The following is a 24,321-nucleotide window of genomic DNA, read 5'->3' on the forward strand; positions in this document are numbered from 1 at the left end:
GATGCCGACCGCACCCCGCCCGCAGAACACCGACGAGCTGTACCAGGCGCTCCAGGAGAACGACCGGCGTCCCTACGGCCGTTCCCGCACCGTCGTCGCCGAGGAACTCGTCGAGGCGGCCGAGCAGTTCGCGGAGCCGGGCCCGCTCATCGACGCGCTCATGGAACTCCAGGAGGCGTACACCTACGGCTCCGAGCCCCGTAAGTCCCCCGTCGTCTTCGCCCGGCTGCTCACCCTCTTCGACGAACAGCCCGACGCCTTCGACGAGCGCACGCGCACGCAGCTGTTCTGGCGGTTCAAGTGGGTGGCGGGTGCCCTGCGAGCGCTGCCCGAGATACCGCTGGCCAGTCTCCGCCAGTGGCAGCAGGAGATGCGCGACCGGTACGAGAAGGCCGGTCACGGCCTTCAGCCGTACTACGACCAGGCGTACCAGCTCGCCTTGCACACGGGTGAGGACGCCGCGCTCGCCTACGAGTTGTGGGCGGGCCGCACCCGGACCCCGCTCAGTGACTGCGAGGCCTGCGAGATCTGCCGGCGGGCCCGCCACCACGTCGCGGCGGGTGACGACGAGCGGGCGCTGACGACCTGGGAGACCGTCCTGTCCGGGCAGGAGTCCTGCCAGGAGGAACCGGCCCGCTCGGTGTCGTACGCGCTGCTGCCCCTGCTGCGCACCGGCCGCGTCGACCGGGCCCGCGAACTGCACCTCGCCGGCTACCGGGGCTGCCGCCGCAACCCCTCGATGTCCGGGGAGGTCGGCCGGCACCTGGAGTTCTGCGCGCTCACCGGCAACGAGGCCCGCGGCCTGGAACTGCTCGCCGAGAACCGCGGCCTGTTCGACGAGGTGGACTCACCGCTGGAACTGCTGGACTTCCTCACCGGCGTGGAGGTCCTCCTGCGCCGCGTGGAGCTGCTCGGCCACGGCGAGGTACCCGCCGCCGGGTTCACCGGCCGCGCGTGGACGGCGGCCGCCCTCCGCGCCGAGGTGCGGGCCCGCGCCGACGACCTCGCCGCCCGCTTCGACGCCCGCAACGGCACGGCTGCCCACACGGATCGCCGCCGGGCGCGCCTGGACCGGGCACCGCTCCTGGACGCGCTGGAACTGACCCTGCGCCCCCGCACCCTGGACGACGTGGCACCGGCCGCTCCGATCGCCCCTGTGGCCGCTCCCGCCGCCCACCCGGCCGAGCACCCCTCGGAGCACGCCGCCGAGTCCTTGCCCGACCTGATCCTCCACGCAAGGGCGCTGCGCGATCGGGGCCACCCGGACGAGGACGCCTGCTGGGCGCGGCTGCGCACGCTCGTCGCCGCCGACGACTACGTCCACCCGGACCACTCCGAGGTGGGCCCGCTCGTACGGCTGCGCGCGGACCTGCTCGCGGACGAGGCCATCCGCGCGGACCGGAGGGACGACCATGCCGTCGCCGTGCCGCTCTACGAGGAGGCGGCAGGGCTGTACGACGATGCCGACGCGCCCGGGGACGCTGCGGTCGTCCGCGCCTACGTGCTGCTTGCCGCCGCCGAGATCGCCGCGGGTGCGGAGCACGCGGAGGACTCGGGGGACGCGGCTGGGGCTGGGGCTGGAGATGTCCCCCACGCGTTCGGAGGGCGGGTGAGTTCGCTCACCGCTGCCCACGCTTCCCTCGTCCGGTTGCACGAGGAGACGCCCGGCCTCACCCCGCACCAGGAAGGACGCGTGCTGAGGCTGCGGGCGACCGCTCTCGGTCTGCGTCTGGAGGCGTCGAGGAGCGAGGAACACGTCGCACCGGTCTTCGCCGAGGTGGAGCTGCTGCGCGCGTTCGCCGCCCGGCACGACCTCGCCGGGCACCTCTCCGCCGCACTGCTGCTGCGCGTCAGCACGCACGCCCTCGCCGGTGACCTGCCCGCCGCGCTGACCGAGGCCGACGCCCTTCTCCAGCGGCTGACGGCCCACGGCCCGGCCTGGCACGTGCCGCGGACGCTCGGCCTGCGCGGCCGGCTCCGACTCGGTCTGCAGGACCCGGAGGCCGCCCACTCCGACCTGACGGAAGGACTCCGCCGGGCAGCCGACTGGGCGGCCGACGCCCGCGACACCTCCCGCATGCACGGAGACCTGGCCGAGGCGTGCATGCGGCTGGGCCGCCCCGACGAGGCACTGCGGCATCTGACACGCTCCGCGGAGCTCGACCTGCGCCGCGGCCACCGGTTCGACGCGTTCTGCACGTACAGCAATGCCGCCCGGCTCAGCCTCGATCTGGGCCGCGTCGAGGACTGCATCGCGCTGCTCGATTCCGTACTCGCCGAACCCGACGTCGCATCCGGGGAGTTGGACGACCGGCTCTCCGCTCAGCTGCGTCTGACCCGGGCCCGCGCGCTGCACGCCGGGGAGGACCTCAAGGCGGCCACGGCGGAGTTCGTCGCCCTCGCGGCCGAGTCGGCCGGCTGGGACGACGCCCCGGGGAGCCACGCCATGATCGCGGCGGAGACGGCCGTGCTCCTCGCCGAATCGGGTGAGTTCGGCCGGGCGCGGGAGGCCGCGGACAGGGCGCTCGCGGCGCACGCCCGGGCCGCGCGCCCCGAGCCGCTCAGCAACAGCTTCCGCGAACTCGCCCGCCTGCAGGTCAAGGCGCAGGGCCCCGCCGGCCTGGACCAGGCCCTCGCCCACCTCGCCACCGCTGGCCGCATCGCCGAGGAGGCCCGCGCGGCCGCGTTCGAACCCCAGGGCCGCCCCCTGGAGACCGCCCTGGCCTACGAGTACGGCCGGGTCTACACCTACGCCGAGCGGTACGAGGAGGCTCTGGCCTCCTTGGACGAGGCGGCCGGCCTGCTCGGCGAGCCGGGCGCGGACGGAAACAAGGACGAGGACGAGGGCCGTTCCGCGGAGTGGGCGGAGTGTGTCCGTCTCTCGGCCGTCGTGGAAGGCCTCTACCTGGAACGCCCCGCGGCCGCCCTGGCCCGCCTGGACACGGCGATCGCCCGCCTCACCCTCCTGGGCCACACGGAGCTCCAGGAGCAGCTCGTCTCCTTGGCGGCACAGTTGCGCGACGAGGAGTGAGCGGCTCCGGCTCGGAGGCTCGGTGCCTGGGCGGCGAGCAAGGCGTCGTGGTTCTGCCCGGGCAGGAACGGAGCCGTGAGGATGCGTGGGCGCAACCTGCGGCTGCCGGGCTGCCGGACCCGGACTCAGGACGGCCCGACGGCAGAACTGAGGTCCCGGGCCGTGAACGAGACGGGCGTCAGACGCAGCCACACCGTGCCTCGTTCACTCGGGTCGTCGTACAGGCAACTGACGAACCGGCCGTCCCACAGATCCTCGTCCTCCCTCAGGCAGCCGACGCCGTTGGTGCGTTTTGCGTGTTGCGTGTTGCGTGTTGCGTTCGAGCAACCCGGCTCCCGCCGTCAGGTGACGGTCTGGTCGCCGTCCGGCACGTCGTCGACCGTGACCATGCCGCGGGGCAGGTCGAGTCCCTGCGACACCGCCCGGGCGATCCCGTCCAGGTCCTGGCCGGTCGGGACCGGGGGCTGCTCGGTGTCGCCGTAGCTTTCGATCGCCTTGACGAAGTAGCTGGGGTGCCAGGCACCCACTGCGCCTCTGACTTCGATCGCAGTCACGGAGCGGTCACCGACGCGGTCCTTGAGCGCGGCCAGGATCCGGTCCGAACGCAGTTCGCCCGGCACTTGGAACAGGCTGGCGTGCGCCCCGACAAGGCCACCGTCCTTCAGCCGCACGGTCACCGTGAGGCAGCTGGTGACGCTCGGGTACGTGATCGCACCGCCCTGCGCCACCTCCTTGACCTGGCCTTCCGTGATCGTCGCGCGGTCGGGGATCACGAGCGGGCTCGCCACGCGCGGTCCCGCTCCGACGGCTTCCGCGGCCTGCGTCTGGGCGTGGGCGTGGGCCGCGGTTCCCACGCCGAGTTGCAGGGCCAGGAGCGCCACCGGCAGGACCACAGCACGCACCGCTGTGCCCCTCCCCGCCGACCGACCTGTCGTCGTGGCGGCCCGGGCCGCGGCGTGGTCGAGGGGCTGGTGCGGTGTCACGGGTTCTCCAGAGGTGTGGCTACGACGGCCCGTCGGCCGCAAACACGACCGACGACTGTTCGATCACTGTACTCAGCGGGCCCACAAGCCCCGTAGGCAGTGGGAACACCCACGGCACGAACTGATCGCCTCGCCTCCAGCCACTCCCGGGAGCACCCTCCCCCTGAACGGACCAACTGGCCGATTTGATCACCGCACGGTCGGGTAGCAGGGCGTCATGGTCACCGACAGCGCCGTTTCCCCGGGGGGCTACGTGCCGCCCGCCGTCGACGTCCGGGCTCTCGCGGAGCTGCTGGACGGCGAGTACTCCGAGGTCCGCACTCTGGTGCGGGCGAATTTGGCGACGTACGCGGGCGTGCTGGACGAAGCGGAAGAGCTCGGCTTCGACGAGTTCCGGGAGCGTGTGCGTGACGTCGTCGTCGAGATGGCGGCAACGGGGCAGACCGGCATGGGCTTCCCCAAGAAGTACGGCGGGGGCGGTGACATCGGCGCGTCGATCGCCGCGTTCGAGACGCTCGCCTTTGGCGATCTCTCGGTGCTGGTGAAGGTCGGTGTGCAGTTCGGGCTGTTCGGCGGCGCGATCCTGCAGCTCGGCACGGAGCGCCACCACGAGGCGTACCTGCCGCGTCTGGTCACCGGGGAGCTGATGGGCTGCTTCGCGATGACCGAGACCGGCCACGGCTCCAACGTCCAGGCCCTCGGCACCGTCGCCCGGTACGACGCCGACAGCGGGCAGTTCGTCATCACCACCGACGGCGACGCGGCGCGCAAGGACTACATCGGCAACGCGGCCCGCCACGCGGAACTCGCGGTCGTCTTCGCCCAGCTGGAGGTGGGCGGGGAGCACAAGGGCGTGCACGCCTTCGTCGTGCCGGTCCGCGTGGACGGCGCGGTGGCCCCCGGCGTCCGGATCGAGGACGACGGTCGCAAGATGGGTCTCAACGGCGTCGACAACGGCCGGATCTGGTTCGACGGGGTGCGCGTGCCCCGCGAGGCACTGCTCAACCGGTTCGCCGACGTCACTCCGGAGGGCGTCTACGAGAGCCCGATCGACAACCCGGACCGCCGCTTCTTCACCATGCTCGGCACGCTCGTGCAGGGGCGGGTCAGCGTCGCGGGCGGCGCCATCAACGCGAGCAAGGTCGCGCTGGCGATCGCCACCAAGTACGCCAACCGCCGCCGTCAGTTCGAGGCGGCCTCGGACGGCGAGGAACAGGTGCTCCTCGACTACGGCATGCACCAGCGCCGCCTGCTGCCGCTCATCGCGCGCACGTACGCGCTGCACTTCGCCCAGGACGTCGTGCGCACGCAGCTGCACGAGGTGTTCTCGGGCATCGACGACGACGAGCGCGCGCGGCGCGAACTGGAGGCACGGGCCGCGGGCACCAAGGCCCTCGGCACCTGGCACGCCACGCGCACGATCCAGGAGTGCCGCGAGGCGTGCGGCGGCGCCGGTTATCTCGCCGTCAACCGGTTCGCCGCCCTGAAGGCCGACAGCGACGTCTTCGCGACGTTCGAGGGCGACAATCACGTGCTGTTGCAGATGGTGGCGAAGGGGCTGCTGACGCACTACGCCGGCGAGTTCGAGAACCTGGACCAGCTCGGCATGGTCCGGTACGTCACGGGCCTCGCCGTCGACACGGTCATCGAGAAGACCTCCGCGCACAAGCTTCTCGAACGCGTACGTGACCTGCTGCCCGGCGGCGACGCGTGGGACCAGGAAGCGGGCCTCTTCGACTCGGAGTACCAGCTCGCCATGTTCCGCTTCCGTGAGGAGCACATGCTCGCCGGGCTGGCGCGTCGGCTCAAGCGCGGGATGGAGCAGGAGAAGCATCCGGGCGTCGTCTTCTCGCAGGTGCAGGACCACGTCATCGCGGTGGCCCACGCCCATGTCGAGCGGCTGGTGCTCGAGGCGTTCGTGGAGAAGGTGCGGCAGCTTCCGGACGGCGACGGCGGGGACGTCGGGGGCTGCGGAGGCATCGGCGCAGGGGGGAACAAGGCCGCGCTGGCCCTGCTGTGCGACCTCTTCGCCCTCTCCACCATCGAGGCGGACCGCGCCTGGTTCATGGAGCACGGCCGGCTGACGGTCCAGCGTTCCAAGGCGATCCATCGCGAGGTGAACGAGCTGTGCCGGAAGGTCAGGCCGATCGCGGGTGACCTCGTCGACGCGTGGAACATCCCGCCGGAGATGCTCCGCTCCCCCGATCTCGTGGGATGAGCGCGCCCGCGCCCGTGGTCCCGCCTCGCTCGCGGCCACGGCCGAGCCGCGCCCCTGACATCGTTGTCGGAGGCGCGGCTCGTACGCGGATTCAGCGCACCGGGTGACGCGGCACGCCCCCACCGGGACGCACGGGGCGCACGGTCGCGGAACGCCGCGCCGTCGCCCAACCGCGTAGGGACGCCGTAGTCCTACCGCGTGTAGACGGCGTCACTGCCGTACAGCTCCTTCGTGAACGCGGAGACGTCCGCGCTGCGATCGTTGCCGTCGAGGTTGTACGTGAGATAGACGCCGTACCCCTCGCTCACGGTACGGCGGGCGAGACTGGCGACCGTGCTCCGCGAGGTCCCGCCGATCTCGACGGCCGCCGGCGACAGCTTCGACTTGGGCAGGGAGATGCCGGGGACCTGCCAGGTGCCGTAGTACGGGTTCCAGGCGTAGTTGAACTTGGATGAGATGTTGACGCCCCCGTAGGACAGGCGCGACGCGGCCGGTCCGATGTTGTAGAGGCTGATGATCTTGTCCGGCATGTTCGCGCGCAACGCCGTCACCAGGTGCACGAACGAGCTCGCGTTGGGCTGCCCGGTGCCGTTGTTGCCGTACTCGGCGTACTCGTCGTCGAAGTCGATGCCGTCGAGGCGGTACTTGCTCACGGTGTCCGAGAGCTGCTTCGCGAACGTCGAAGCCGCCTGCTGGGAGGGGAAGTTGGCGAACCCGGCGCCCTGGTGGTTGCCGAGCACCGACAGGACGACCTTGATGCCCTTCTCCTGGAGCGGCCGTATCTCCGTGGCGGCGTTGTCGAGGACACGCTGCACGTTCTCGTTGAAGTGCAGGTACGCCGCCTTCTTGCTCGTGTCGTAGTTGATGTTCGCCGCGAAGATCACGGCGACGTCGAAGGCGTTGCCGCCGCCGTTGGCGAGGCGGTACTTGCCGACGTTCAGCATGCTGTTGTTGTTCACCTCGACGTACGCCACCGAGGTCGGCCCCTGCTTCTTGGGCGCCGGGGCGGGGGCGGGGGACGCTGCCGCGTCGGTCGTGGAGGTCATGGCGGTCGTACCGAGGGTGAGGGCGGCGACGGCCGAGAGCGCGAGTGCGGCGGTCCGCACTCTGCTCCGTGCCTTGCTCCGTGCCAGAGTGAACATCGTTGATCGGTCTCCCATCGCGCGGGTCGGCGCCCGACCTGTTCGAAACGCCGAGTGAGCCCTCCGAGTTTTCCTCTCCTGTGACCGAATCCGGAGTTTCGTGCGCGATTTCTTCACGACTCCTCCGCACTCTCACGCCCCTTACGCCTCAGGCTTCCCCGCGCGACGGCTGCCAGCAGCTCGTCCAGCGCCGCGTTGCGCCCCGGCCCCCGAGGCCGGGCCAGCCCCACCCGGCTCGGCGCGACTCCGCGGACCGGGCGGAACACCACGTCCGGGCGGGAGTAGAAACGGGCCGCCGACGCCGGGGCCAGCGCCACGCAGCCGCCGGCCACCGCTCCGAGCCATTCGTCGGGGCGGCTGGTGACGGCGCCGACCCGGACGGGGTGCCCGTCCCGCTCCGCGACCGCCAGCCAGTGCTCCCTCCACGCTCCGGCCTCGACTCCGGTCCCGGTGCGGCTCCCGACTCCTGCTCGGGTTCCGACTTCGGCTCGTGTCCCGACTCCGGCCCCGGCCTCGCTCCCGGCCCCGACCGAGACGAACGGCTCGTCCCACAGCTCCCGGAACTCCACCGTTCCCCTGTGCGCCAGCGGATGCCGGGCCGGAAGCAGCACTCCACGCTCCTCGACGAACAACTCCCGCACCACCCAACGCTCCTGGCCCGGAAACGGCAAACGCACCACTGCCGCGTCCACCTCGCCCCGAGCCAGGCCCGCGCTCGGGTCCGACCAGTCGAACTGCCGCAGTTCCACCCGCCACTCCGGCCGCGCCCGGCGGAACTCGGCGATGGCTTCGGGGACATCAGCGACCGCGCCCGAGTCCAGGAACCCGAGGCGCAGCACACGCATGGGCCTGCCGGCCGCCTTGACCGCCTCGTCCCAGCCGTCCAGCAGAGCGGGCACTCGTGAGGCGAGCTCACGGCCGGCCTCGGTCAGCTCCATCCCCGACCGTGAGCGCGCGAAGAGCCGTACCCCGAGGCCCTCCTCCAGGCGCCGGATCTGCTTGGTCAGCGCGGGCTGCGATACGAAGAGCCTCTCCGCCGCCCCGGTCAGGCTGCCCTCCTCCGCCACCGCGGCGAAGTACCGGAGCAGGCGCGTGTCCACGTCCATGCCATCAGGTTATAGACGCAGGTATTGGACGGTTTCCAGCGGGCCACAGATCCTGAGGGCATGACCGGTATTCAGTCCGCGCTCCTCGTGGTCGCCCTGCTCACCGCCGCCATGAACGCAGGTATGGCCGCCGCCGACCTCGCCGGGGCGCGCTTCGTGCTTGCCAACGCGGCCGAGGTGGGTGTCCCCCGGTCGTGGCTGCCGCGCCTGGCGGCCCTCAAGTTGGCCGGTGCGGCGGGTCTCGTCCTCGGCCTCCTCGACGCGGCACTGCGCCCTCTCGCCGTCGCCGCGGCCTGCGGTCTCGTCCTGCTCTATCTGGGCGCGCTCGCCTTCCATCTGCGCGCGCGGGTGCTCTACAACGTCGCGTTTCCCGCTGCCTACTTGGTCACCGCCGGCGCCTCACTGGTCCTGACCGTGGTCTCTTGAGGCACTATTCCTCGCCGCGCGACGGCAGCCGCTGGGTGATCCGGTCCAACAAGTCCGTCAGTGGCTCACCGAGATACTGACCGAACTCGGTCAGCCCGTAGGCCACTTGGGGCGGCGTCGTCGGCGCGGCCTTCCGCCAGACCAGACCGTCCTGGACCAGCGCGAGTCATCGGCCGCACCCCGCACTCCTTCAGCAGCTGGGACGCCCGCAACATCGCCGCTTTCGGCTGAGGAAGGGGGGCCGCGGGTGCCGTGCCTCGCCACGGCGGCACTGACGTTGTCCGGGCCGTCGGCCACCACGCGCTGACGGCGCTTGGCCTCGCTGTCGGCCACGACGACCTCGTACAGCCTGCCGAGGTCGTCCTGAGTACCGGTCGGTGACGTACGCCTTCCGTCGTCTTGAACGCGGTCGTCAGCGAGCCGCTGAACGAGGCGGTGATCGCGTGACCTACGAAATGGCCCGTCGTGGTCAGTCGTGCGCTCGGGTGACGAGCTTCCACCCGGGCCCGGTGCATCCCTGGTGCGGGGGCGGGAACCGGTGGCCTCGCACGTCGGTGCTGTACCGGTGGTGTTGCCCGCACTCACACTCGTAGATCCCGGACTCGGGGACGATTTCCCCAGGCATGAAGATCGTGGTGCCCTGCCCGTCGCCGTGGCTGCCATTGCTGTTGCTCTTGCTGTTGCTCATGTGTCCGGTCTATGGGCCCCGGCGGCACGGCGCGACTCGGCGAGCGCCGGACGAGGTTGCGGGCCGCGGGCAGCGCCCGGCCGGCCGCCCTCAGGACGGCTGGACTTGGTCGAAGAGGGCGAGGGCTTCGGCGGGGTCCGGGCTCACGAGGCGTTCCAGACCGGCCGTCGTGATCTCCGCCCATCTGCCGGCCCGCGCCCACATCCGTTCCTCGAAAGCGCGGACGGCGTCGTCCAGCTCCCCGGGGCCGGTGGCGGTGGCGACGGACTCGGCGAGTTCGGCGCCTTCCAGCATCGCCAGGTTCGCGCCCGCTCCCAACGGGGGCATCAGGTGGGCGGCGTCGCCCAGGAGCGTCAGCCCGGGAATGTGGGTCCAGGTGTGGGCCACGGGCAGGGCGTAGAAGGGGCGGTGGACGAACGCGGCGCCGTGGCGGAGGAGGTCGAGGACGGGAGGGGCCCAGCCGTCGAACAGGGCAAGCAGACTCGATCGCACAGCCTCCGCGTCGGCCGGGTCCAGGTTCGTGCGCCAGTCCAGCGGTGTACGGAACTTGGCGTACACCTTGATGTGGCCGCCGCTGTTGCGCTGGGCGACGAGGGAGCGGTTCGCGCCGTACACAGCCACGGATCCGTCGCCGACCAGTCGGGCGAGATCGGGGTGGCGGGTGTCGGCGTCGTCGAGGGACGTCTCGACCGAGGTGACGCCGGTGTAGCACGGAGTCACCGACGAGAGCGCCGCGCGGACCCGGGACCAGGCACCGTCCGCGCCGATCACCAGGTCGAACGTCTCCTGTCGCCCGTCTGCGAAATGGACCAGTACGCCGTCCCCGGCCTCCGGCACCACCCGCGTCACGCTTCGGCCCCACCGGACGTCGAGGGGGCCGAGCAGCAGGTCACGGAGTTGCCCGCGGTCGATCTCGGGGTTGGCCAGGTCGTCCGGACGGGGGCGCCAGTCGCGCAGGACGGTCCCGTCCGTATCCAGGATGCGCATCGCCTGCCCCTCGGGGCGGGACAGCGTCTCGAACTCCGCCATCAGCCCCGCTTTGTCCAGCGCGAGCTGACCCAGCCCGTCGTGCAGGTCCAGCGTGCCGCCCGGAGGGCGCGCGTCGGGACCGGGATCGCGTTCGAGGACAGTGACGGGATGGCCGTGGCGGTGCAGGACACGGGCGAAGGTGAGGCCGCCGGGGCCGCCCCCGACCACTGCGATGCGTCGTCTCATGTCGATACACTGTATTGACTCGTTACGATGTATCGCAACAGTACGATGTCGGCATGACTGTCTGGGACCGGCCGGAGCCACCGCCTCGCCCCGTGCCGCTCGACCGGGAGCGGATCGTCGCCGCCGCCATCGCGCTGGCCGACGAGGGCGGGCTGGAAGCGGTGTCGTTGCGCAAGGTCGCCGCCCGGCTCAACGCCGGTCCGATGCGGCTGTACGGATACATCTCCACCAAGGAAGAGCTGCTCGACCTCATGGTGGACGAGGTCCAGGCCGAGATCCTCCCCGAGGAGGAGCCCGGTGACTGGCAGGAGGCGCTGCGCAACCTGGCCAACGGCACCAGGCAGACCGCTCTCCGGCACGAATGGCTGGCCGACCTGCTCGGCGGCCGCCCGACCCTGGGCCCGAACGGTCTCGCCGTGGCCGAAGCCACGCTGGCCGCCCTCGACGGCCTCGCCGACATCGATACGGTCATGCGCGCCGTGGAGACCGTCGGCTCCTACTTCACCGGCGCGATCAGGCGTGAGATCGCGAACGTGCGGGCCGAGCGCGCCACGGGTCTGTCCAAGCACGAGTGGCAGCGCGCCTCCGGCCCGTACCTGACGAGAATGTTGGCCACGGGCCGCTACCCGGCGCTGACCAGAGCCGTGTACGACGGCACGGACGTGGACGCCGAGACATCCTTCGCGACCGGCCTGGACTGGGTCATCGACGCCGTGGCCGTCAGACTGGCCACGCCACCGGCCCCGGCCTGACGCAAACGGGACGTCGCCGTTGTACTCCTGTCACCGACACAGCGGTTCCGGGGAAGGGCGGTCGCAGACCTCGCCGAAGTATCCGGCCTCGACGGTGGCCATGTGCTACCAGGCCGAGGAGGTTGGTCCCGGTCGCTGTCGTACGTGAAGGCGTCGCCCCCTCATGACCTGAGAGGTAATCGACCCCCCTGCGACCGAGCGGCAGTCTTGGGTCATCACCCCGCAGGACGACAACCACCTCACAGGAGGCTGACCCGCCATGACCGCACACGACACCGCCGCGTACGAGACCGCCGTCGCCCGCTACTTCGAGGCCTGGAACGCGGCAGGCACCGAGAACATCGACAAGGCCGTGGTCGCCGCCTGGACCGAGGACGGCAGCTACACGGACCCGCTGGCCGACGTCACCGGGCACGAGGGCGTCGCCGCCGTGATCAACGGGGCCCAGGAGCAGTTCCCCGGCTTCGAGTTCCGCCGGACCGGCACCGTCGACGGACACCACGACATCGCCCGCTTCACCTGGGAGCTCGTGTCGACCGCGGACGGGACCGCACCCGTCGCCGGGTTCGACGTCATCACGCTGGCGGACGACGGCCGCATCCGTACCGTGCACGGATTCCTGGACCGCGTGCCCACGGCCTGAACGTAAGCGCGACTCGTCTGCCTGCCGGCGTCGGGCCGCGCGCCGCGGCGGCCGGCGGAGTACCGCTCCCCCATGAGGCAGAATGTCTGCTTCATGGGGGTAGTCGTGTTGGGGGTTGTGTGCTGCTCGTCGATCTGTCCACGGTGGAGCCGCGCGAGCGGGCGGACGCGTTCCATCACGCGTTGACCGACTCGCTGGTGCCCAATGAAGTGGTTCACGAGGAACCGGAGTCGGGCATCCACGCGCGTATGGAGCTGTGGCAGGTGGGTGGGCTGGGGCTCTTCTCCACCCGCAACTCGGGCTTCGAGGTGCGCCGCAACGACCGGCACGTGCGCCACCACCGCAGCCGGCCCGTGATCTCGGTGTCGCTCCAGCCTGAAGGCGTCCACCGGGCCGAAGTCGCGGGCCGGCGGCAGGTCCTCGGGCCGGACGACATCTGCGTGTTCCACGAGCTGTCGCCCCGGGTCTACGGCTGGTCGGGCGACGGCGCCTCCCAGTCCATCATGTTCGACATGGATCGCCTGGACGTACCGGTGGACGCCGTGGTGAAAGCCTCGCTGCAACTGCGCGCCAGCCCCATGTACGACCTGGTCCTGAACCATCTGCGCGGGGTCTGGCGCGAGCCGGCGCGGCTTGAGGGCGACCCGGGCGCCGGAGCCCTCGCCACGGCCACCACCGAGCTCGTCCGCGCGTTGCTCGTCTCCGCCGCGCACGCCGAGGAGTCCCCCACCGTCCGCTCGGCGATGGACGAGACGCTGCTCACGCGGATTCTGGCGTACGCCCGCCGCCACCTCGCCGACCGTGACCTGACGCCGGAGCGGATCGCGCGGGAGCACGCCGTATCGGTGCGCAAGCTCTACACCCTGCTCAACGACGCGGACATCAGCCTGGAGCAGTGGCTCATCACCGAACGCCTCGCCAAGGCGCGCGAGATGCTGACCGCGCCCCGCTACGACCGGCTCACCGTCGCGGCGGTGGCCGCCCGGTGCGGGTTCACCAGCCCGAGTCACTTCAGCCGCCGCTTCCAGTCGGCGTACGGAACGTCCCCCAGCGAGTGGCGCCGGCACCGCGACGCCGCGACCTCCGACGGCGGTTGAGGAGCGCGGGTACGGAGCGCGCTCAGGCCATGTGCAGGGCGGCGTGCAGCGTGTCCGTCACCTGGATGCGGGCCGCCCGGGACGCCTCGGTCCCGCGGAGCAGGTCGAAGAGCACGAAGCCGTGAATCGTGCCCTGATAGCGGATCGACACGACGGGCACGTCCGCCTCCCTCAGCCGGGCCGCGTACGCCTCGCCCTCGTCGCGGAGCACATCGGCCTCCGCCGTCAGGACCAGCGCCGAAGGCAACCCGCGCAGCCCGCTCACGGGTGCGCGCAGCGGCGAGACGGCGCCGTGCGCGCGGCTCTCGCGGTCCGGCGCGTACTGCTGCCAGTAGCCGTGCATGGCGGCGCGGCTGAGGAAGTACCCGTCCGTGAACCGCCGGTAGGAGGGGGTGTCCATCGCCGCGTCCGTCACCGGGCAGACCAGCACCTGGTGCCGGAAGTCCGGCCCGCCGCGTTCGCGCGCCACGAGCGTGAGGGCCGCCGCCAGCTGGGCGCCCGCGCTGGCCCCGACGACCGCCATCCTCGCCCCGTCCAGGCGGCACTCCGCGCCGTGCCCGGCGACCCAGCGGGCCACCGTGTAGGCGCGCTCCACGGCGTGCGGATGGCGGGCGTCCCGCGGGGTGTCGTACTCGGGGACGACCACGGCGGCATCGGCGCCGAGCACGAGGTCGGCCAGCAGCCGCCGGTGCGCGTACGCGTCGGTCAGCATCCAGCCGAGGCCGTGCAGATACAGCACGACCGGCAGCGGTTCGTCGGTACCGGCCGGGCGCAGGATCCGTACCCTGATGCGGTTTCCGTCAGGCCCCGGCAACGCGAGCCACTCCTCCTCGACGTCCGGATCGTCCGCGCCGCCGCCGTCCCACAGGGCGGCCATGCGGGTTCTGGACGAGGCGGGGTCGTCGGACTCGGACTCGATCTCGGACTCGGGCCAGGAGGGACAGGCGTACGTCTCGGCGAAGGCCCTGGTGCGCCGTTCGAGAACAGGTGTCTCCCCCGAGGCTGGAACGTCTGCTTCCACGGGAACTCCTGCGCAGGGGGCGGATCGCGGGGCCGTTCGCGGCTCCGCCGACTCGGAGTACTCACCCTAGGACGCCGTCGGCCGGAAAGGGGGCCGGCAGTTCCTCTGATCCATGCCGCTGCGTGCACACTTCGGGCGGTGCTCACGACGCGGACGCGAAAGGCAGTCATATGACCTAACGCCTCTCGCGGTTGTCGGCCCAGACTCACGGTCATGGGCCGTGGACCAGGGGTGACCGTCCCCCTCTGCCACGCACAGGGCACCGGCCCGGGGACGGTTGAAGGGAGCCCCTCCGTGAGCGCTCGATCCGGAACGGCCGTGTCGCAGGGCACCGAGACGTCGACCGACGTGGAGTCAGCCTTCGCGCGCTGGCTCACTCCCCTCGTGGCACCGGACGACCCCGACACCCGCGCCGACGGGTCCGTGACGTTCCGGCAGTTCGGCTACGTCGGCATGCTCACCTGCGCGTCAGGTCCGCTACGGCTGGTCCGCGGCCCCCGCCCGACCGCGCCCGGCACGGAGGAAGCGGTCGCGCTGCTCGTCCCCCGCGAGGGGACGGTGCGGCTGGTCCAGGACGGGCGGGGCGTGTCCGTGGTGCCGGGTGAGTCGGTCCTCGTCGACCTCCGCCGCGGCTTCTCCATCGAGCACGGGGGCACAGCCCGGACCGTCTTCCTGCGATTGCCCCTGCACGCGCTGCACGTTCCCGCGGTCCCCCTGCGCTCCCTCACGGCCCGCGCGATCGCGCCGCCCGCGGGCTCCGCGCCGGTTCTCCCCGCCCTGCTCCGGCACTTGGAGACCCCGGCCCGGCGGGTGCCCGCCCCGCTGGGCGAACGACTCGGCGGCCTCGTCACGGATCTGGTCGCCGGGCTCGTCGAGGACCTCGCGGAGGACACGGAAGGGCCGCCCGAGGACGAAAGGCACCCCTTGGTCGTCACGATCCGCCAGTACATCGACGGTCACCTCGGCGACCCGGAACTGTCCGCGGAACGCATCGCCGCGGCGCACCTCATCTCGGTCCGCTATCTGCACCGCCTCTTCGAGGCCGAGGGGGTCACCGTCGGCAGGCTGATCCAGCGTCGGCGCGTCGAGCGGTGCGCCGGGGAGCTCGCGCGGCGCGGCCGGAGCAGTCCGTCCATCGCCGTGGTCGCCGCCCGCTGGGGCTTTCGCAGTCCGGCGCACTTCAGCCGCGCCTTCAAGTCCGTCTACGGCAGTCCGCCGCAGCAGTGGCGGCGGATGGCGATGTCCGGGACGGCCGACGCTCCGGGGGCGCGTGTCTGACGGTGCCGTCAGTGGCGGCCGGTTCCGGGCCCTTCGGCGGGTCTGGTCCGGCCGTCGCGCCAGTCGCTCGGCGACATGCCGTACGCCGTGCGGAAACTGCGGCTGAAGTGGGTGGCGCTGGCGAATCCCCAGCGTCTGGCGACCGCCGCCACCGTGATGTCGTCGCGTGCCGGCCGGGCCAGCTCGCGGCGGGCCTCCTCCAGGCGGCGGTGCTGGATCCACCGGCCGACCGTGCTGCCCCGCCCCTCGAAGAGCTTGTGCAGATAGCGGATCGAGATGTGCTGGGCCTCGGCGACGGTGGCCGGTGTGAGGTTCCGGTCCCGCAGGTTCGCGTCGACGTACGCGCGCAGTCTGCGGACCAGGGCCTCGCGGTCCTGTCCGTCCTCCGGGGAGCCGGGTCCTGCGTCCTCGACGGCGAGCAGTGCCACGAGGTCGGCGACCGCCCCGGCCGAGCGGAGCGCGCTCCGTGACGGGGGCCCGGGTTCCGCTGCGGCGATCTCGCTCAGGAGCGGGCCGAGCAGCGGCGCGACGGTTCCGTCGGCGAACGGCGGCCGTCCGGTCAGATCGCTTGCCTGCCGGTCGGTGAGGGCCAGGGCGCGGCGCGGGACCCGCACCAGGTGGAGTTCAAAATCGTCCGTCTCCTCCAGGGTGAAGGGGCGCGCCCCTTCGCGGAGGAAGACGTCTCCGGGCAGGCAGACCTCGGTGCTGCCCGGCCCGACGAGCGTGGCCCGCCCCTCGGTGTGGAGGCCCAGCAGGACGTACGGGTCTGCGATGGCGTCGGCATCGGGAACGTGCCGGACCGGGCGCGCCGCTCCCCGGTACGTGCGGATACGGAGGAAGCCGAGCGTGCGGGCTGCGAAGATGTCCCCGGTGGTAGGGGTGGGCGTGGTCGTCGTCACGTGATCAGCCTGCTGCGGTCGGGCCCGGCTGACGACAGCGTGCGGCCTTCCCTGCGGGCAGGGGCACGAGCCGTGCACGTACAGGCATCGCGGCGATGCCACGGTGGTCGGAGGGCGACCAGGGGAGAGACATGGGCAGCGGGCAGGGTGACAGGACGCTCGTCGGCCGTCGGCGCGAACAGGCGCTTCTGGAGCGGTCCCTCGAGAACGCGCGCAGCGGGGCCCGCGGTTCGGCGGCGGTGCTGCGCGGCGACGCGGGCATCGGCAAGACGGCGCTGCTGGAGTGGGCGGCCACGCGCGCGGCGCGGGAGGGGTTCACCGTCCTGCGCGTGGTGGGCAGCGAGTCGGAGTCGGGCATCGCCTTCGGCGCGCTGCACCATGTGCTGCTGCCGCTGCGGGAGAACTCGCGCGCGCTGCCCCCGCACCAGCGGCTCGCTCTGGAACGGGCCCTGGGGCTGCGCGACGGACTGCCGCCGAAGGGGTTCATGGTGGGCGCGGCCGCGCTCGCGCTGCTCGCCGAGCAGGCGCGCCGCGGCCCGGTGCTGATCGTCGTCGACGACCTCCAGTGGGTGGACCCCTCCAGTGCCGCCGTCTTCGTCTTCCTCCACCAGCGGATCGTCGGACTGCCCGTCGTCATGGTGTGCGCGAGCCGGTCCGACGGTTCCGCGCTGGAGGGCTGGCCCGCCCACCCGGTGGATGTCGAGGCGCTGTCGGGCGACGACGCACGGACGCTGCTGCGGCGCCGGCACCCGGGGCTCGCCGCCGGTGCCGCCCGGCGGGTGCTTGCGGAGGCCGCGGGCAACCCCCTCGCCCTGGCCGAGTTGCCCGGCCGGCTGGCGGACGAGCATCGCAGGGGTGTCGTACCGCTGCCGGACCGGCTGCCGTTGGGCAGCCGTCTGGAGGCGGTTTTCGTGCGGCGGCTGCGGTCGCTGCCCGGGAGCGCGGCGCGCGTCCTGCTGCTCGCCGCGCTGGACGACGCGGCGGCCGTCGGAGGCGATGCCGTGCACCGGGGAGAACCGGGCGGCGCCGAACGGGTGCTGGGCCCGATCGAGACGAGCGGGCTCGCCCACTGGGACGCCGCGGGGCGGCTGGTCTTCCGGCATCCCCTGGTGCGGAGCGCTGTCATCGCCGCCGCATCGGACGCCGAACGGCGGTCCGCACACCGGTTGTTGGCGGAACGGCTGCGGGAGGACGACCCGCGTCGGCTCCTGCACGAGGCGTCCGCCGCCGAAGGCCCGGACGAACGGCTCGCCGCCCGGCTGCAGGATGCGGGTGCCCGCATCGCGCTGCGCGGCGGCGACGCGGAGGGGGCCATGCTCCTGGACCGCGCGGCCGCTCTCGGCACCGGTCCCGGTGACCGGGCCCGCCGTCTGACGTGGGCCGCGGTGATGTCGGCGCGGGGCGGGCGGCTCGCGTACGCGGCGGAACTCCTGAGGGAGATCCGGCGCGGCCCTGTGCCGGAGGACATCGCCCCGCTCTTCGCCTACGCGGTCGTGTACGTCGACCAGAGCCACCACGTGGACTTCGCCTCGTCCTTCGAGTTGCTGCCGGGGGCGTTGGAGGCGCTGACGGCGCCCGGCGCGCCGGCCTTCGACGATCTCGTCGAGCAGATGGCGTTCAAACTGCTGCTCGCCTCGGCCTACACGGGTGACCCGCGCGGCTGGGACGTCCTCGAGCGGCATCGCGAGCACCTCTCCCCCGCCGTACGCCTGTGCCACCGTGCGTGGGCGGACCCGCCGCGCACGGCGCACGGCGCGGAGACGGAACTGCGGTCCCTGGTGGCGCGCGTCGCGGCCCGGCGGGAGACCGCGGCCGCCTGGCTGCTGCTCTGGGCGGCGTCGGCGGTGGACGCGGCCGACGAGGAGCTGCGGCGGCTCTTCGACGACGAGCACACCTACGCCACTCAGGGTTCCGTCGCGAAGGCGCGGTGCCATCAGGCGTTCCTGCGGGGCCGTTGGGACGCCGCCGACGAGTGTCTGCGCGAGGCCGACACAGCGCAGGAGCTCGGCTACCACTGCAACGCCCTTCTCTTCCGGCACTATTACGCGCATTTTTTGGCGGGCCGGGGCGACGAGCGGGGCCTGCGCGAAGTGCGGGCGCGGATCGGGCCGGTGGCGGCGTCGGCACGGATGCGGTTCGTCACGGACCACCTGGACCGTCTCGACGCCCTGGCCGCGCTGGCGCACGGGCGGCACGAGGAGGCGTACCTGCTGCTGCGCCGCGTGATGGCCCCGGGCCTGCTGCCGCGTGGCCTCGCGTGGTTCCACCTTCCGTTCTTCGACTTCGTCGTGGCGAGCCTGCGCTGCGGCCGCCGGGCGGAGGCGCTCGCCCACGTCGCGGCGGGGCGGGCCGCGCGGATGGACTCCGTCTCCGCGCACCACGCCTTCCTGCTGGCGGCCGCGGCCGCGGTCACGGCGGACGACGTCGAGTCGGACGCGGCGTACGCGGCGGCCTGTGCGGTGCCGGGGGCCGGTGAGTGGGTCTTCGACATGGCGCGCCTGCGGCTGCTGCACGGGGCGGGGCTGCGCCGTCGGGGATACCGTGCCGAGGCGGTCGAAACGCTGCACGCCGCAGTCCGTGCCTTTCAGGAGCTGCGAGCGGATCCGTGGGTGGAGCAGTGCCGGGTCGAACTGCGGGCCGCGGACCGCCCGTCGAACGGCTCGACCGTCTCGGCCGACGGGCTGACCGCGCAGGAGTTGCGCGTCGCCCGCCTCGTGTCCACCGGGCTCACGAACAAGGAGATCGGCGCCGCGCTCCAGCTGTCGCCCCGCACGGTCGGGGCCCATCTCTACCGCATCTTCCCGAAGTTGGGGGTCACTTCGCGGGCGGCTGTCGCGCGGGCGCTGCCGGATTGCTGAGAGAGGCTTCCAGGGCCCGCGCGATGCCGGCTCTGGTGGTGATGCCGAGCTTGGGAAAGATGCGGTAGAGGTGCGCGCCGATCGTCCGCGGGGAGAGCGAGAGCCGTGCGCCGATCTGCCGGTTGGTGAGGCCTTGGGCCGCGAGCCGGGCTATCCGTGTCTCCTGCGCGGTGAGCAGCGGGTGGTTCCCGGCTGCCCTTTCTGCCGCCTCGATGTCCGTCTCGGCCGCGGCGAGTTCGCGGGAGGCCCGCGCGGTCCAGGGCGCGGCGTCCAAGCGGGTGAAGGTGGTGAGCGCGGCACGGCAGTGCGTGCTCGCCTCCTCGGGCCGGTGCTGCCGGCGCAGCCACACGCCGTGCGCCAGGTGGGTCCTGGCGAGCGGGAAAGGCCAGTTCTCCGCGTCCCGCTGGGCGTACACGGCCGCGTACCGTTCCTCCGCCTCGTCGTCGGCGGCGGCGATGGCCTCTGCGACGCTCACCAGAAGGGTGTGGTGCGCCGAGATGCGGGCGAGGCCGGACGAGCGGACCGCCCGCAGATGGCGCCGGGCCTCCTCGGTCCGCCCGCTGTCGACCGCGGCCTGCACCCGGTCGACGAGCGAGAGATGCATCCACGGGCTGCGGTCCGCGACCGCACCGGGCGGAGTGAGGGCACAGGCATGGCGCCATGCCTCCTCGGCGTCCCCGTGGCCGAGCGCGCACAGCGTCCGCATCCCGTGCAGCAGATCGGTGACCATGCGCAGCCGGCGTTCTCCCGCCCGGCCGCCGAGCACCGGTTCCAGTGCGGCGAGCGCCGCCCGGTCCCCGCGGGCGGCGAGGATCTGTCCCGCGGTCTGCAGGAACAGCGTCTCGGCCAGCGCGTAGCCGTGTTCCGCGGAGGTGCGCGCGCCGTCGCGGGCGGCGGCCAGAGCGGTGTCCCAGTTCCCGTGCAGGAAGTCGTCGTGGGCCCGCAGGCTGTCCGTGAACGTCTGGGTGGCGTACGCGTGGCCGCGGGCGAACGCGCTCCAGAGCGCGCAGTGCTCGCCGAGGGAGTCGACGGCCGCGGCCGTCCAGAGCAGCAGCCAGGCCTCGGTGGTCTCGCGGTCCGCGGGCAGGGCCGCGACCGTCTCGCGCAGCCGCCGCGGCACCTCGTGCGCGTCCGGGCGGGGGCCGGACCAGGCCTGTCGGCAGAGCTCCGCCCCGGCGGGGGCCGCGGGGTGCGCCGTGTGCCGGTCGATGGCGTCCCACGCCCGCTCGTCCCTGGTGAGGGCGGCCGCGACGAGCAGGAGGTAGAGGATCGGTCCGAGGAGTGCGGTGTGCTGGTCCACGGCGTCCGGCGGGGCCGGTGCGTCCAGGACGGCGGGCAGCAGCTCGATGGCGGGACGCGGGTCGGCGTCCAGCTGGAGCCGGGTGCAGGCGACGGCGAAGGCGTACGGGACGGCGGGTTCCGGCCTGCCCGGCCGTGCTGCGGCCTCGGCTTCGGCGATGTGTTCCGCCGCCAGGTGCGGCCGGCCGGCGCGTACGGCCAGGGCCGCGGCGGCGACGAGACGGGCGGTCCTGCTCGTCCGGTCGGGGCTGAGTGCGGCCGCTCGCGCCATCAGGACCGCCGCCTCGGTGTCTCCGCCGTGGGCGGACATGCTGTCGGCCTCGGCGTGCAGGCGTGCGGCCAGTTCGGCGTCGGTACCGAGAGCGGCGGCCGCGAGGTGCAGGGTTCGCCGCGGGCCTTCGGCGGGCAGGGCGTCGGCGAGCAGTCGGTGGGCGGCGCGGAGCTCGGACGGGGTGGCGAGGTGCGCCACGGAGGCGCGTACCAGGGGGTGGTGGAACTCCAGGAGTTCCCGCTCCGGGTCCAGGTGCGCGAGCCCGGAGCGTTCGATGTGTTCCTCGATCCGGTGCCAGGGCGGGCCCGCTGCGTGCTCCGCCACGGTCCGCAGCGCCGTGCGGTGTCGGGTGGAGGCGTCGCCGAGGGCGGCGACGAGCAGGAGGTTGCGGGCGGCGTCGGGTAGGGCGCGCAGCCTGTCCTCGTACAGCCGCCCGAGGCGTTTCCCCAGGGGCAGGGCGGCGTCGAACAGCTCGGGCATCTCCGGTGGTGCGGGGCTCGCGAGGGATTCGGCACGGTCGGCGGCCAGACGCCTTACCTGCTCCGGGAGTTCGTGCAGGGCGAGCGGGTTGCCCGCGGCCGCCCGCAGTACTCTGCGGCGCACCCCCTCGGGCAGGGACGGGTGGAGGGTGCGCAGCAGCAGTTCGGCCTGTGCCGCGTCCAGTGGAGGCAGGTCGACCACCTGTCCCGCCAGGCAGGCGCTGGCGTCGTACTCCTCGCGGTCGGCGGCCCGGTCGCGGCCAGTCCCGGTGCGCCGGGTCGCCGCGACGGCGACCACGGGCAGCGGGGCCAAGTGTCGTTGTACGTAGCCGAACACGGCGACGCTGGACGGGTCGGCCCACTGCACATCGTCCAGGAGTACGACGAGGGGGCGGCGGCCGGCGGCGTGGGCGAGCAGGGCGAGGGCGGCGCCCGCCACCGCGAACCCTTCGGGTGGGGCGCCCTCGCGGATGCCCAACGCACTTTCCAGGGCGTTCCGCTGGTGGTCAAAGAGACCGTCGGAGTCGTCGAGGAGGGGCCAGAGGACCTGGTGCAGGGCGGCGAACGGCAGCTCCGCCTCGGCCTCGGCGCCCGTCATCCGCAGCACCCGCAGGCCGGCCCGGCGGGCCGTCGCCTCGGCCGCTCCCAGCAGGGCCGTCCGCCCCGTGCCGGGATCGCCGCGCAGGATGACGGACGCCCCGGTGGTGGCGATGCCGGCCAGGGCCGCGTCGATGACCGCGCGTTGCGCGTCGCGTCCCGTCAGCTCCGGTGCGCCGGGCCCGACCCCGGTCGTGCTCCTTTCGCTCATGGCCCGGCCTCGCCCTCTGCCGTCAGCACTCAGCGCTTCAGGACGCCGTCCAGCCACTCCAGGACCTCGGGCGTCACCGGGTCGGTGAGGTCGGCGAACTCCTCGTGCTTCTTCAGGAACTTCGCCACGTGGGGGCAGACGGGCACGGCGCGCAGGCCCGCGCTTCGCACGTCCTCCAGCGCCTCTCGTACGAGGATCGAGGCCAGGCCCTGGCCGGCGTGGGCGTCGTCGATCTCGGTGTGGAAGAACACGCGCCGGTCGTCACGGTCGCGGTAGGCGGTGAATCCCGCGCTCTCGCCGTCGACGAGGATCCCGTATCGGTGCCTGGCGTCCACGCGCCGGACGGTCGGGGTCGTTTCGGGGTGCGTCATCTCAGGGTGCGTCATCGTCGTACTGCCTCTCGGGAAAGCGTCGGGTACGCGCAGGGTTCTTGCGCGGTGCGATGGTGGCGTTGGGGCGGGCGGGCACGGGGAGGCGGGCGCCGGGGTAGCCGCAGCCCTCGACCTCGCCGAACCGGTCGGACACCGCTTTCCCCGCCTGTCCGGCCTCGACGACGTCCCCGTGGCTGCGGCCGATGAAATTCCACCACACAGAGAGTACTCGGCGGCTTCCCGCAGGTCAGAGGCGCCTCGGCCCACGGGCGGTCAGCAAACCGTCGGCATGGGACCTTGGGAGTCGGCGATCGACGGCGAACAAGAAGACCGTGGTCGAGCCGGATCCCCCACCGCCGTTCAGGGGCGGCCCAGCGGCGGTTCCTTCGATTCGGCTCGGGCGACGGCCCAGCAGGCCGGCAGGGCCCGCAAAAGCCAAGGCCAAACACCTATTGGGTTCGAAAGTGCGAGGACCAAGGTCCCGATAAGCAGGCAAACGCGAGGACCAAAGGCCCCAACGTCACCGAGCCCAGCTGAACACCCTTCCCGTGATCGTTTGCGCATGCCAAGGTCATCACCACCCCGGCGCCGGCCACCTCCCTCCACCGGCCGCGCCGGGGCCCGCGCACATCCACGAAGGGTTTTCCATGAACCACCGCCAGCGCGTAGTGAGCGGCGTCGTCGCCGCCATCAGCACGGCCGCACTCACCCTCGGAACCGCCTCCGTCGCCTTAGCCGGCGAAACCCCCTCCAAAGTCGAAGGCACCGCGGCCGTGATCGAGAAGGCCACCGGCACCGCCGGCATCGCCCCGGCCCCGACCTCAGGCACCACGATCCCCCAGCGTTCCACGGGGGACGCGAAGGCTGTCGCCGCAAACGGCGCCGCCGTTTCCATCGCACTTCCCAGCAGCAACAACGTCATCGGCACCAAGGCCGGCAAGAACACCACCGTCTACCCCGGGGCTGCCAAGGCCACCGACCTCGCGATCCAGCCCACCACTGACGGCGGCATCCGCGCCCTGGCCGTCCTCAAGAACGCCACCGCCCCGCGCGAACAGCGGTACGACATCGGCCTGCCCGACGGCGCCCGCCTGGTCAAGCTCAACTCCGGCGCCGTCGCCGCGGTCGCCAAGAACGGCACATTCCTCGGCGGTTTCGCCACCCCCTGGGCCAAGGACGCTACCGGAAAGCCCATACCCACCAGCTACCGCATCGACGGCAACACCCTCATTCAGTCGGTACAGACCACGGGCTCCACAGCCTTTCCCGTCGTCGCCGACCCCAAGTGGGTGCACGACGCGGCCAAGGGCACCGCCATGGGACTTGTCAGCGGGTGCGTGGGGGGCGCCGTAGCCGGGGGAGGAGCTGGATGCATCCCCGGGGCTGTCGCAGGAGGTCTGGGCGGAGCCGTCGCCGGAGTCGTCGGCGGTCTGTTCGACTGACAGGCGACGCTGTCGCCCTTCCCGCGCCGACGACATGACTCGTGAGGAGCACTGCGATGACAGATGACTTGAAGAACCGTCACACCCGAGCCGAACGGACCGCTTCGCTTGCGGTGTTGGCCGGCATGGGGTTGTTCCTCGGCCTTACTGTGAGCGATCAGTCCTGGGCAGCTTGCATGTTGTGGGGACTGGTCGGAGGGATCGCCGTAGTGCCCGTAGTCCTGGGCGCCCAACGCGTCGCCCGATACGTGAGCAGACGGCGAACACCCTGACACCTTCGAGCCGGTCCACTTC

The 24,321-nt window shown here is 72.5% G+C and carries 19 protein-coding genes and 2 pseudogenes; 9 read left to right on the forward strand and 12 right to left on the reverse strand.

The window, feature by feature from the left end; all coding sequences use genetic code 11:
• Window position 1 precedes the first annotated feature (1 nt).
• Complete coding sequence (locus AC07DO_RS35145; RefSeq protein WP_479065710.1) at window positions 2-3,031, forward strand: hypothetical protein; 3,030 nt, start codon at window positions 2-4, stop codon at window positions 3,029-3,031.
• A gap of 341 nt (window positions 3,032-3,372) precedes the next feature.
• On the opposite strand, the gene AC07DO_RS35150 is transcribed toward AC07DO_RS35145, so the two are convergent.
• Window positions 3,373-3,933 (reverse strand): hypothetical protein, encoded by a 561-nt coding sequence (locus tag AC07DO_RS35150; protein WP_479065712.1) that lies wholly within the window; start codon window positions 3,931-3,933, stop codon window positions 3,373-3,375.
• Between the two features lie 298 nt (window positions 3,934-4,231).
• Between AC07DO_RS35150 and AC07DO_RS35155 the strand changes: the two genes are divergently transcribed.
• Window positions 4,232-6,232, forward strand: coding sequence for an acyl-CoA dehydrogenase family protein (locus tag AC07DO_RS35155; RefSeq protein WP_479065714.1), 2,001 nt, complete (start codon window positions 4,232-4,234; stop codon window positions 6,230-6,232).
• 191 nt (window positions 6,233-6,423) lie between these two features.
• Here AC07DO_RS35155 and AC07DO_RS35160 read toward each other — a convergent pair whose 3' ends face one another.
• Both AC07DO_RS35160 and AC07DO_RS35165 read right to left on the reverse strand, forming a co-directional pair.
• The gene (locus AC07DO_RS35160) at window positions 6,424-7,374 is read right to left on the reverse strand and encodes an endo-beta-N-acetylglucosaminidase H (RefSeq protein WP_479065716.1); all 951 of its coding nucleotides are present in this window, start codon (window positions 7,372-7,374) and stop codon (window positions 6,424-6,426) included.
• A gap of 113 nt (window positions 7,375-7,487) precedes the next feature.
• Complete coding sequence (locus tag AC07DO_RS35165; RefSeq protein WP_479065718.1) at window positions 7,488-8,480, reverse strand: LysR family transcriptional regulator; 993 nt, start codon at window positions 8,478-8,480, stop codon at window positions 7,488-7,490.
• A gap of 60 nt (window positions 8,481-8,540) precedes the next feature.
• Here AC07DO_RS35165 and AC07DO_RS35170 point away from each other — a divergent pair, with 60 nt between their 5' ends.
• On the forward strand, window positions 8,541-8,906 hold the full coding sequence (locus tag AC07DO_RS35170) for a DoxX family protein (RefSeq protein ID WP_479065720.1): 366 nt from the start codon (window positions 8,541-8,543) through the stop codon (window positions 8,904-8,906).
• 4 nt (window positions 8,907-8,910) lie between these two features.
• Here AC07DO_RS35170 and AC07DO_RS35175 read toward each other — a convergent pair.
• The 3 genes and pseudogenes from AC07DO_RS35175 to AC07DO_RS35185 all read right to left on the reverse strand — a co-directional run.
• A pseudogene (locus AC07DO_RS35175) lies at window positions 8,911-9,069 on the reverse strand (winged helix-turn-helix transcriptional regulator); the annotation flags it as partial.
• Between the two features lie 306 nt (window positions 9,070-9,375).
• Window positions 9,376-9,594, reverse strand: coding sequence for a hypothetical protein (locus tag AC07DO_RS35180; RefSeq protein ID WP_479065722.1), 219 nt, complete (start codon window positions 9,592-9,594; stop codon window positions 9,376-9,378).
• A 90-nt stretch (window positions 9,595-9,684) separates the two neighbouring features.
• Complete coding sequence (locus AC07DO_RS35185) at window positions 9,685-10,809, reverse strand: FAD-dependent oxidoreductase (RefSeq protein WP_479065724.1); 1,125 nt, start codon at window positions 10,807-10,809, stop codon at window positions 9,685-9,687.
• Window positions 10,810-10,862: 53 nt separating this feature from the next.
• On the opposite strand from AC07DO_RS35185, the gene AC07DO_RS35190 reads away from it, so the two are divergent.
• Complete coding sequence (locus AC07DO_RS35190; RefSeq protein ID WP_479065726.1) at window positions 10,863-11,561, forward strand: TetR/AcrR family transcriptional regulator; 699 nt, start codon at window positions 10,863-10,865, stop codon at window positions 11,559-11,561.
• A gap of 33 nt (window positions 11,562-11,594) precedes the next feature.
• Here the strand turns inward: AC07DO_RS35190 and AC07DO_RS35195 are convergent.
• Window positions 11,595-11,703: pseudogene (locus tag AC07DO_RS35195) on the reverse strand (mycothiol transferase); the annotation flags it as partial.
• 117 nt (window positions 11,704-11,820) lie between these two features.
• Here AC07DO_RS35195 and AC07DO_RS35200 point away from each other — a divergent pair.
• Both AC07DO_RS35200 and AC07DO_RS35205 read left to right on the forward strand, forming a co-directional pair.
• Entirely contained in the window at window positions 11,821-12,204 is a 384-nt protein-coding gene (locus tag AC07DO_RS35200) for a nuclear transport factor 2 family protein (protein WP_479065728.1), read from the forward strand.
• 119 nt (window positions 12,205-12,323) lie between these two features.
• On the forward strand, window positions 12,324-13,301 hold the full coding sequence (locus AC07DO_RS35205; protein WP_479065730.1) for an AraC-like ligand-binding domain-containing protein: 978 nt from the start codon (window positions 12,324-12,326) through the stop codon (window positions 13,299-13,301).
• Between the two features lie 22 nt (window positions 13,302-13,323).
• Here AC07DO_RS35205 and AC07DO_RS35210 read toward each other — a convergent pair whose 3' ends face one another.
• Window positions 13,324-14,322, reverse strand: coding sequence for an alpha/beta hydrolase (locus AC07DO_RS35210; RefSeq protein ID WP_479065732.1), 999 nt, complete (start codon window positions 14,320-14,322; stop codon window positions 13,324-13,326).
• A gap of 294 nt (window positions 14,323-14,616) precedes the next feature.
• Here AC07DO_RS35210 and AC07DO_RS35215 point away from each other — a divergent pair, with 294 nt between their 5' ends.
• Window positions 14,617-15,600, forward strand: coding sequence for a helix-turn-helix domain-containing protein (locus AC07DO_RS35215; RefSeq protein ID WP_479065734.1), 984 nt, complete (start codon window positions 14,617-14,619; stop codon window positions 15,598-15,600).
• An 8-nt stretch (window positions 15,601-15,608) separates the two neighbouring features.
• On the opposite strand, the gene AC07DO_RS35220 is transcribed toward AC07DO_RS35215, so the two are convergent.
• Complete coding sequence (locus AC07DO_RS35220) at window positions 15,609-16,499, reverse strand: helix-turn-helix domain-containing protein (protein ID WP_479065736.1); 891 nt, start codon at window positions 16,497-16,499, stop codon at window positions 15,609-15,611.
• Between the two features lie 131 nt (window positions 16,500-16,630).
• On the opposite strand from AC07DO_RS35220, the gene AC07DO_RS35225 reads away from it, so the two are divergent.
• Entirely contained in the window at window positions 16,631-19,357 is a 2,727-nt protein-coding gene (locus AC07DO_RS35225; RefSeq protein WP_479065738.1) for an ATP-binding protein, read from the forward strand.
• Here the strand turns inward: AC07DO_RS35225 and AC07DO_RS35230 are convergent.
• Genes AC07DO_RS35230 through AC07DO_RS35240 form a run of 3 tightly spaced genes read right to left on the reverse strand, consistent with a single transcriptional unit; the run spans window position 19,314 to window position 22,805 of the window.
• Complete coding sequence (locus tag AC07DO_RS35230) at window positions 19,314-22,214, reverse strand: AAA family ATPase (protein WP_479065740.1); 2,901 nt, start codon at window positions 22,212-22,214, stop codon at window positions 19,314-19,316. The two genes, AC07DO_RS35225 and AC07DO_RS35230, sit on opposite strands and share 44 nt — an antisense overlap.
• A 29-nt stretch (window positions 22,215-22,243) precedes the next feature.
• Window positions 22,244-22,585, reverse strand: a complete 342-nt coding sequence (locus tag AC07DO_RS35235; RefSeq protein ID WP_479065742.1) for a GNAT family N-acetyltransferase — start codon at window positions 22,583-22,585, stop codon at window positions 22,244-22,246.
• A gap of 1 nt (window position 22,586) precedes the next feature.
• Window positions 22,587-22,805 (reverse strand): hypothetical protein, encoded by a 219-nt coding sequence (locus AC07DO_RS35240; RefSeq protein ID WP_479065744.1) that lies wholly within the window; start codon window positions 22,803-22,805, stop codon window positions 22,587-22,589.
• A 427-nt stretch (window positions 22,806-23,232) separates the two neighbouring features.
• Between AC07DO_RS35240 and AC07DO_RS35245 the strand changes: the two genes are divergently transcribed.
• Window positions 23,233-24,027, forward strand: coding sequence for a hypothetical protein (locus tag AC07DO_RS35245; RefSeq protein ID WP_479065746.1), 795 nt, complete (start codon window positions 23,233-23,235; stop codon window positions 24,025-24,027).
• Window positions 24,028-24,321 lie beyond the last annotated feature (294 nt).

The sequence above is a fragment of the Streptomyces sp. NPDC045678 genome, assembly GCF_056432085.1.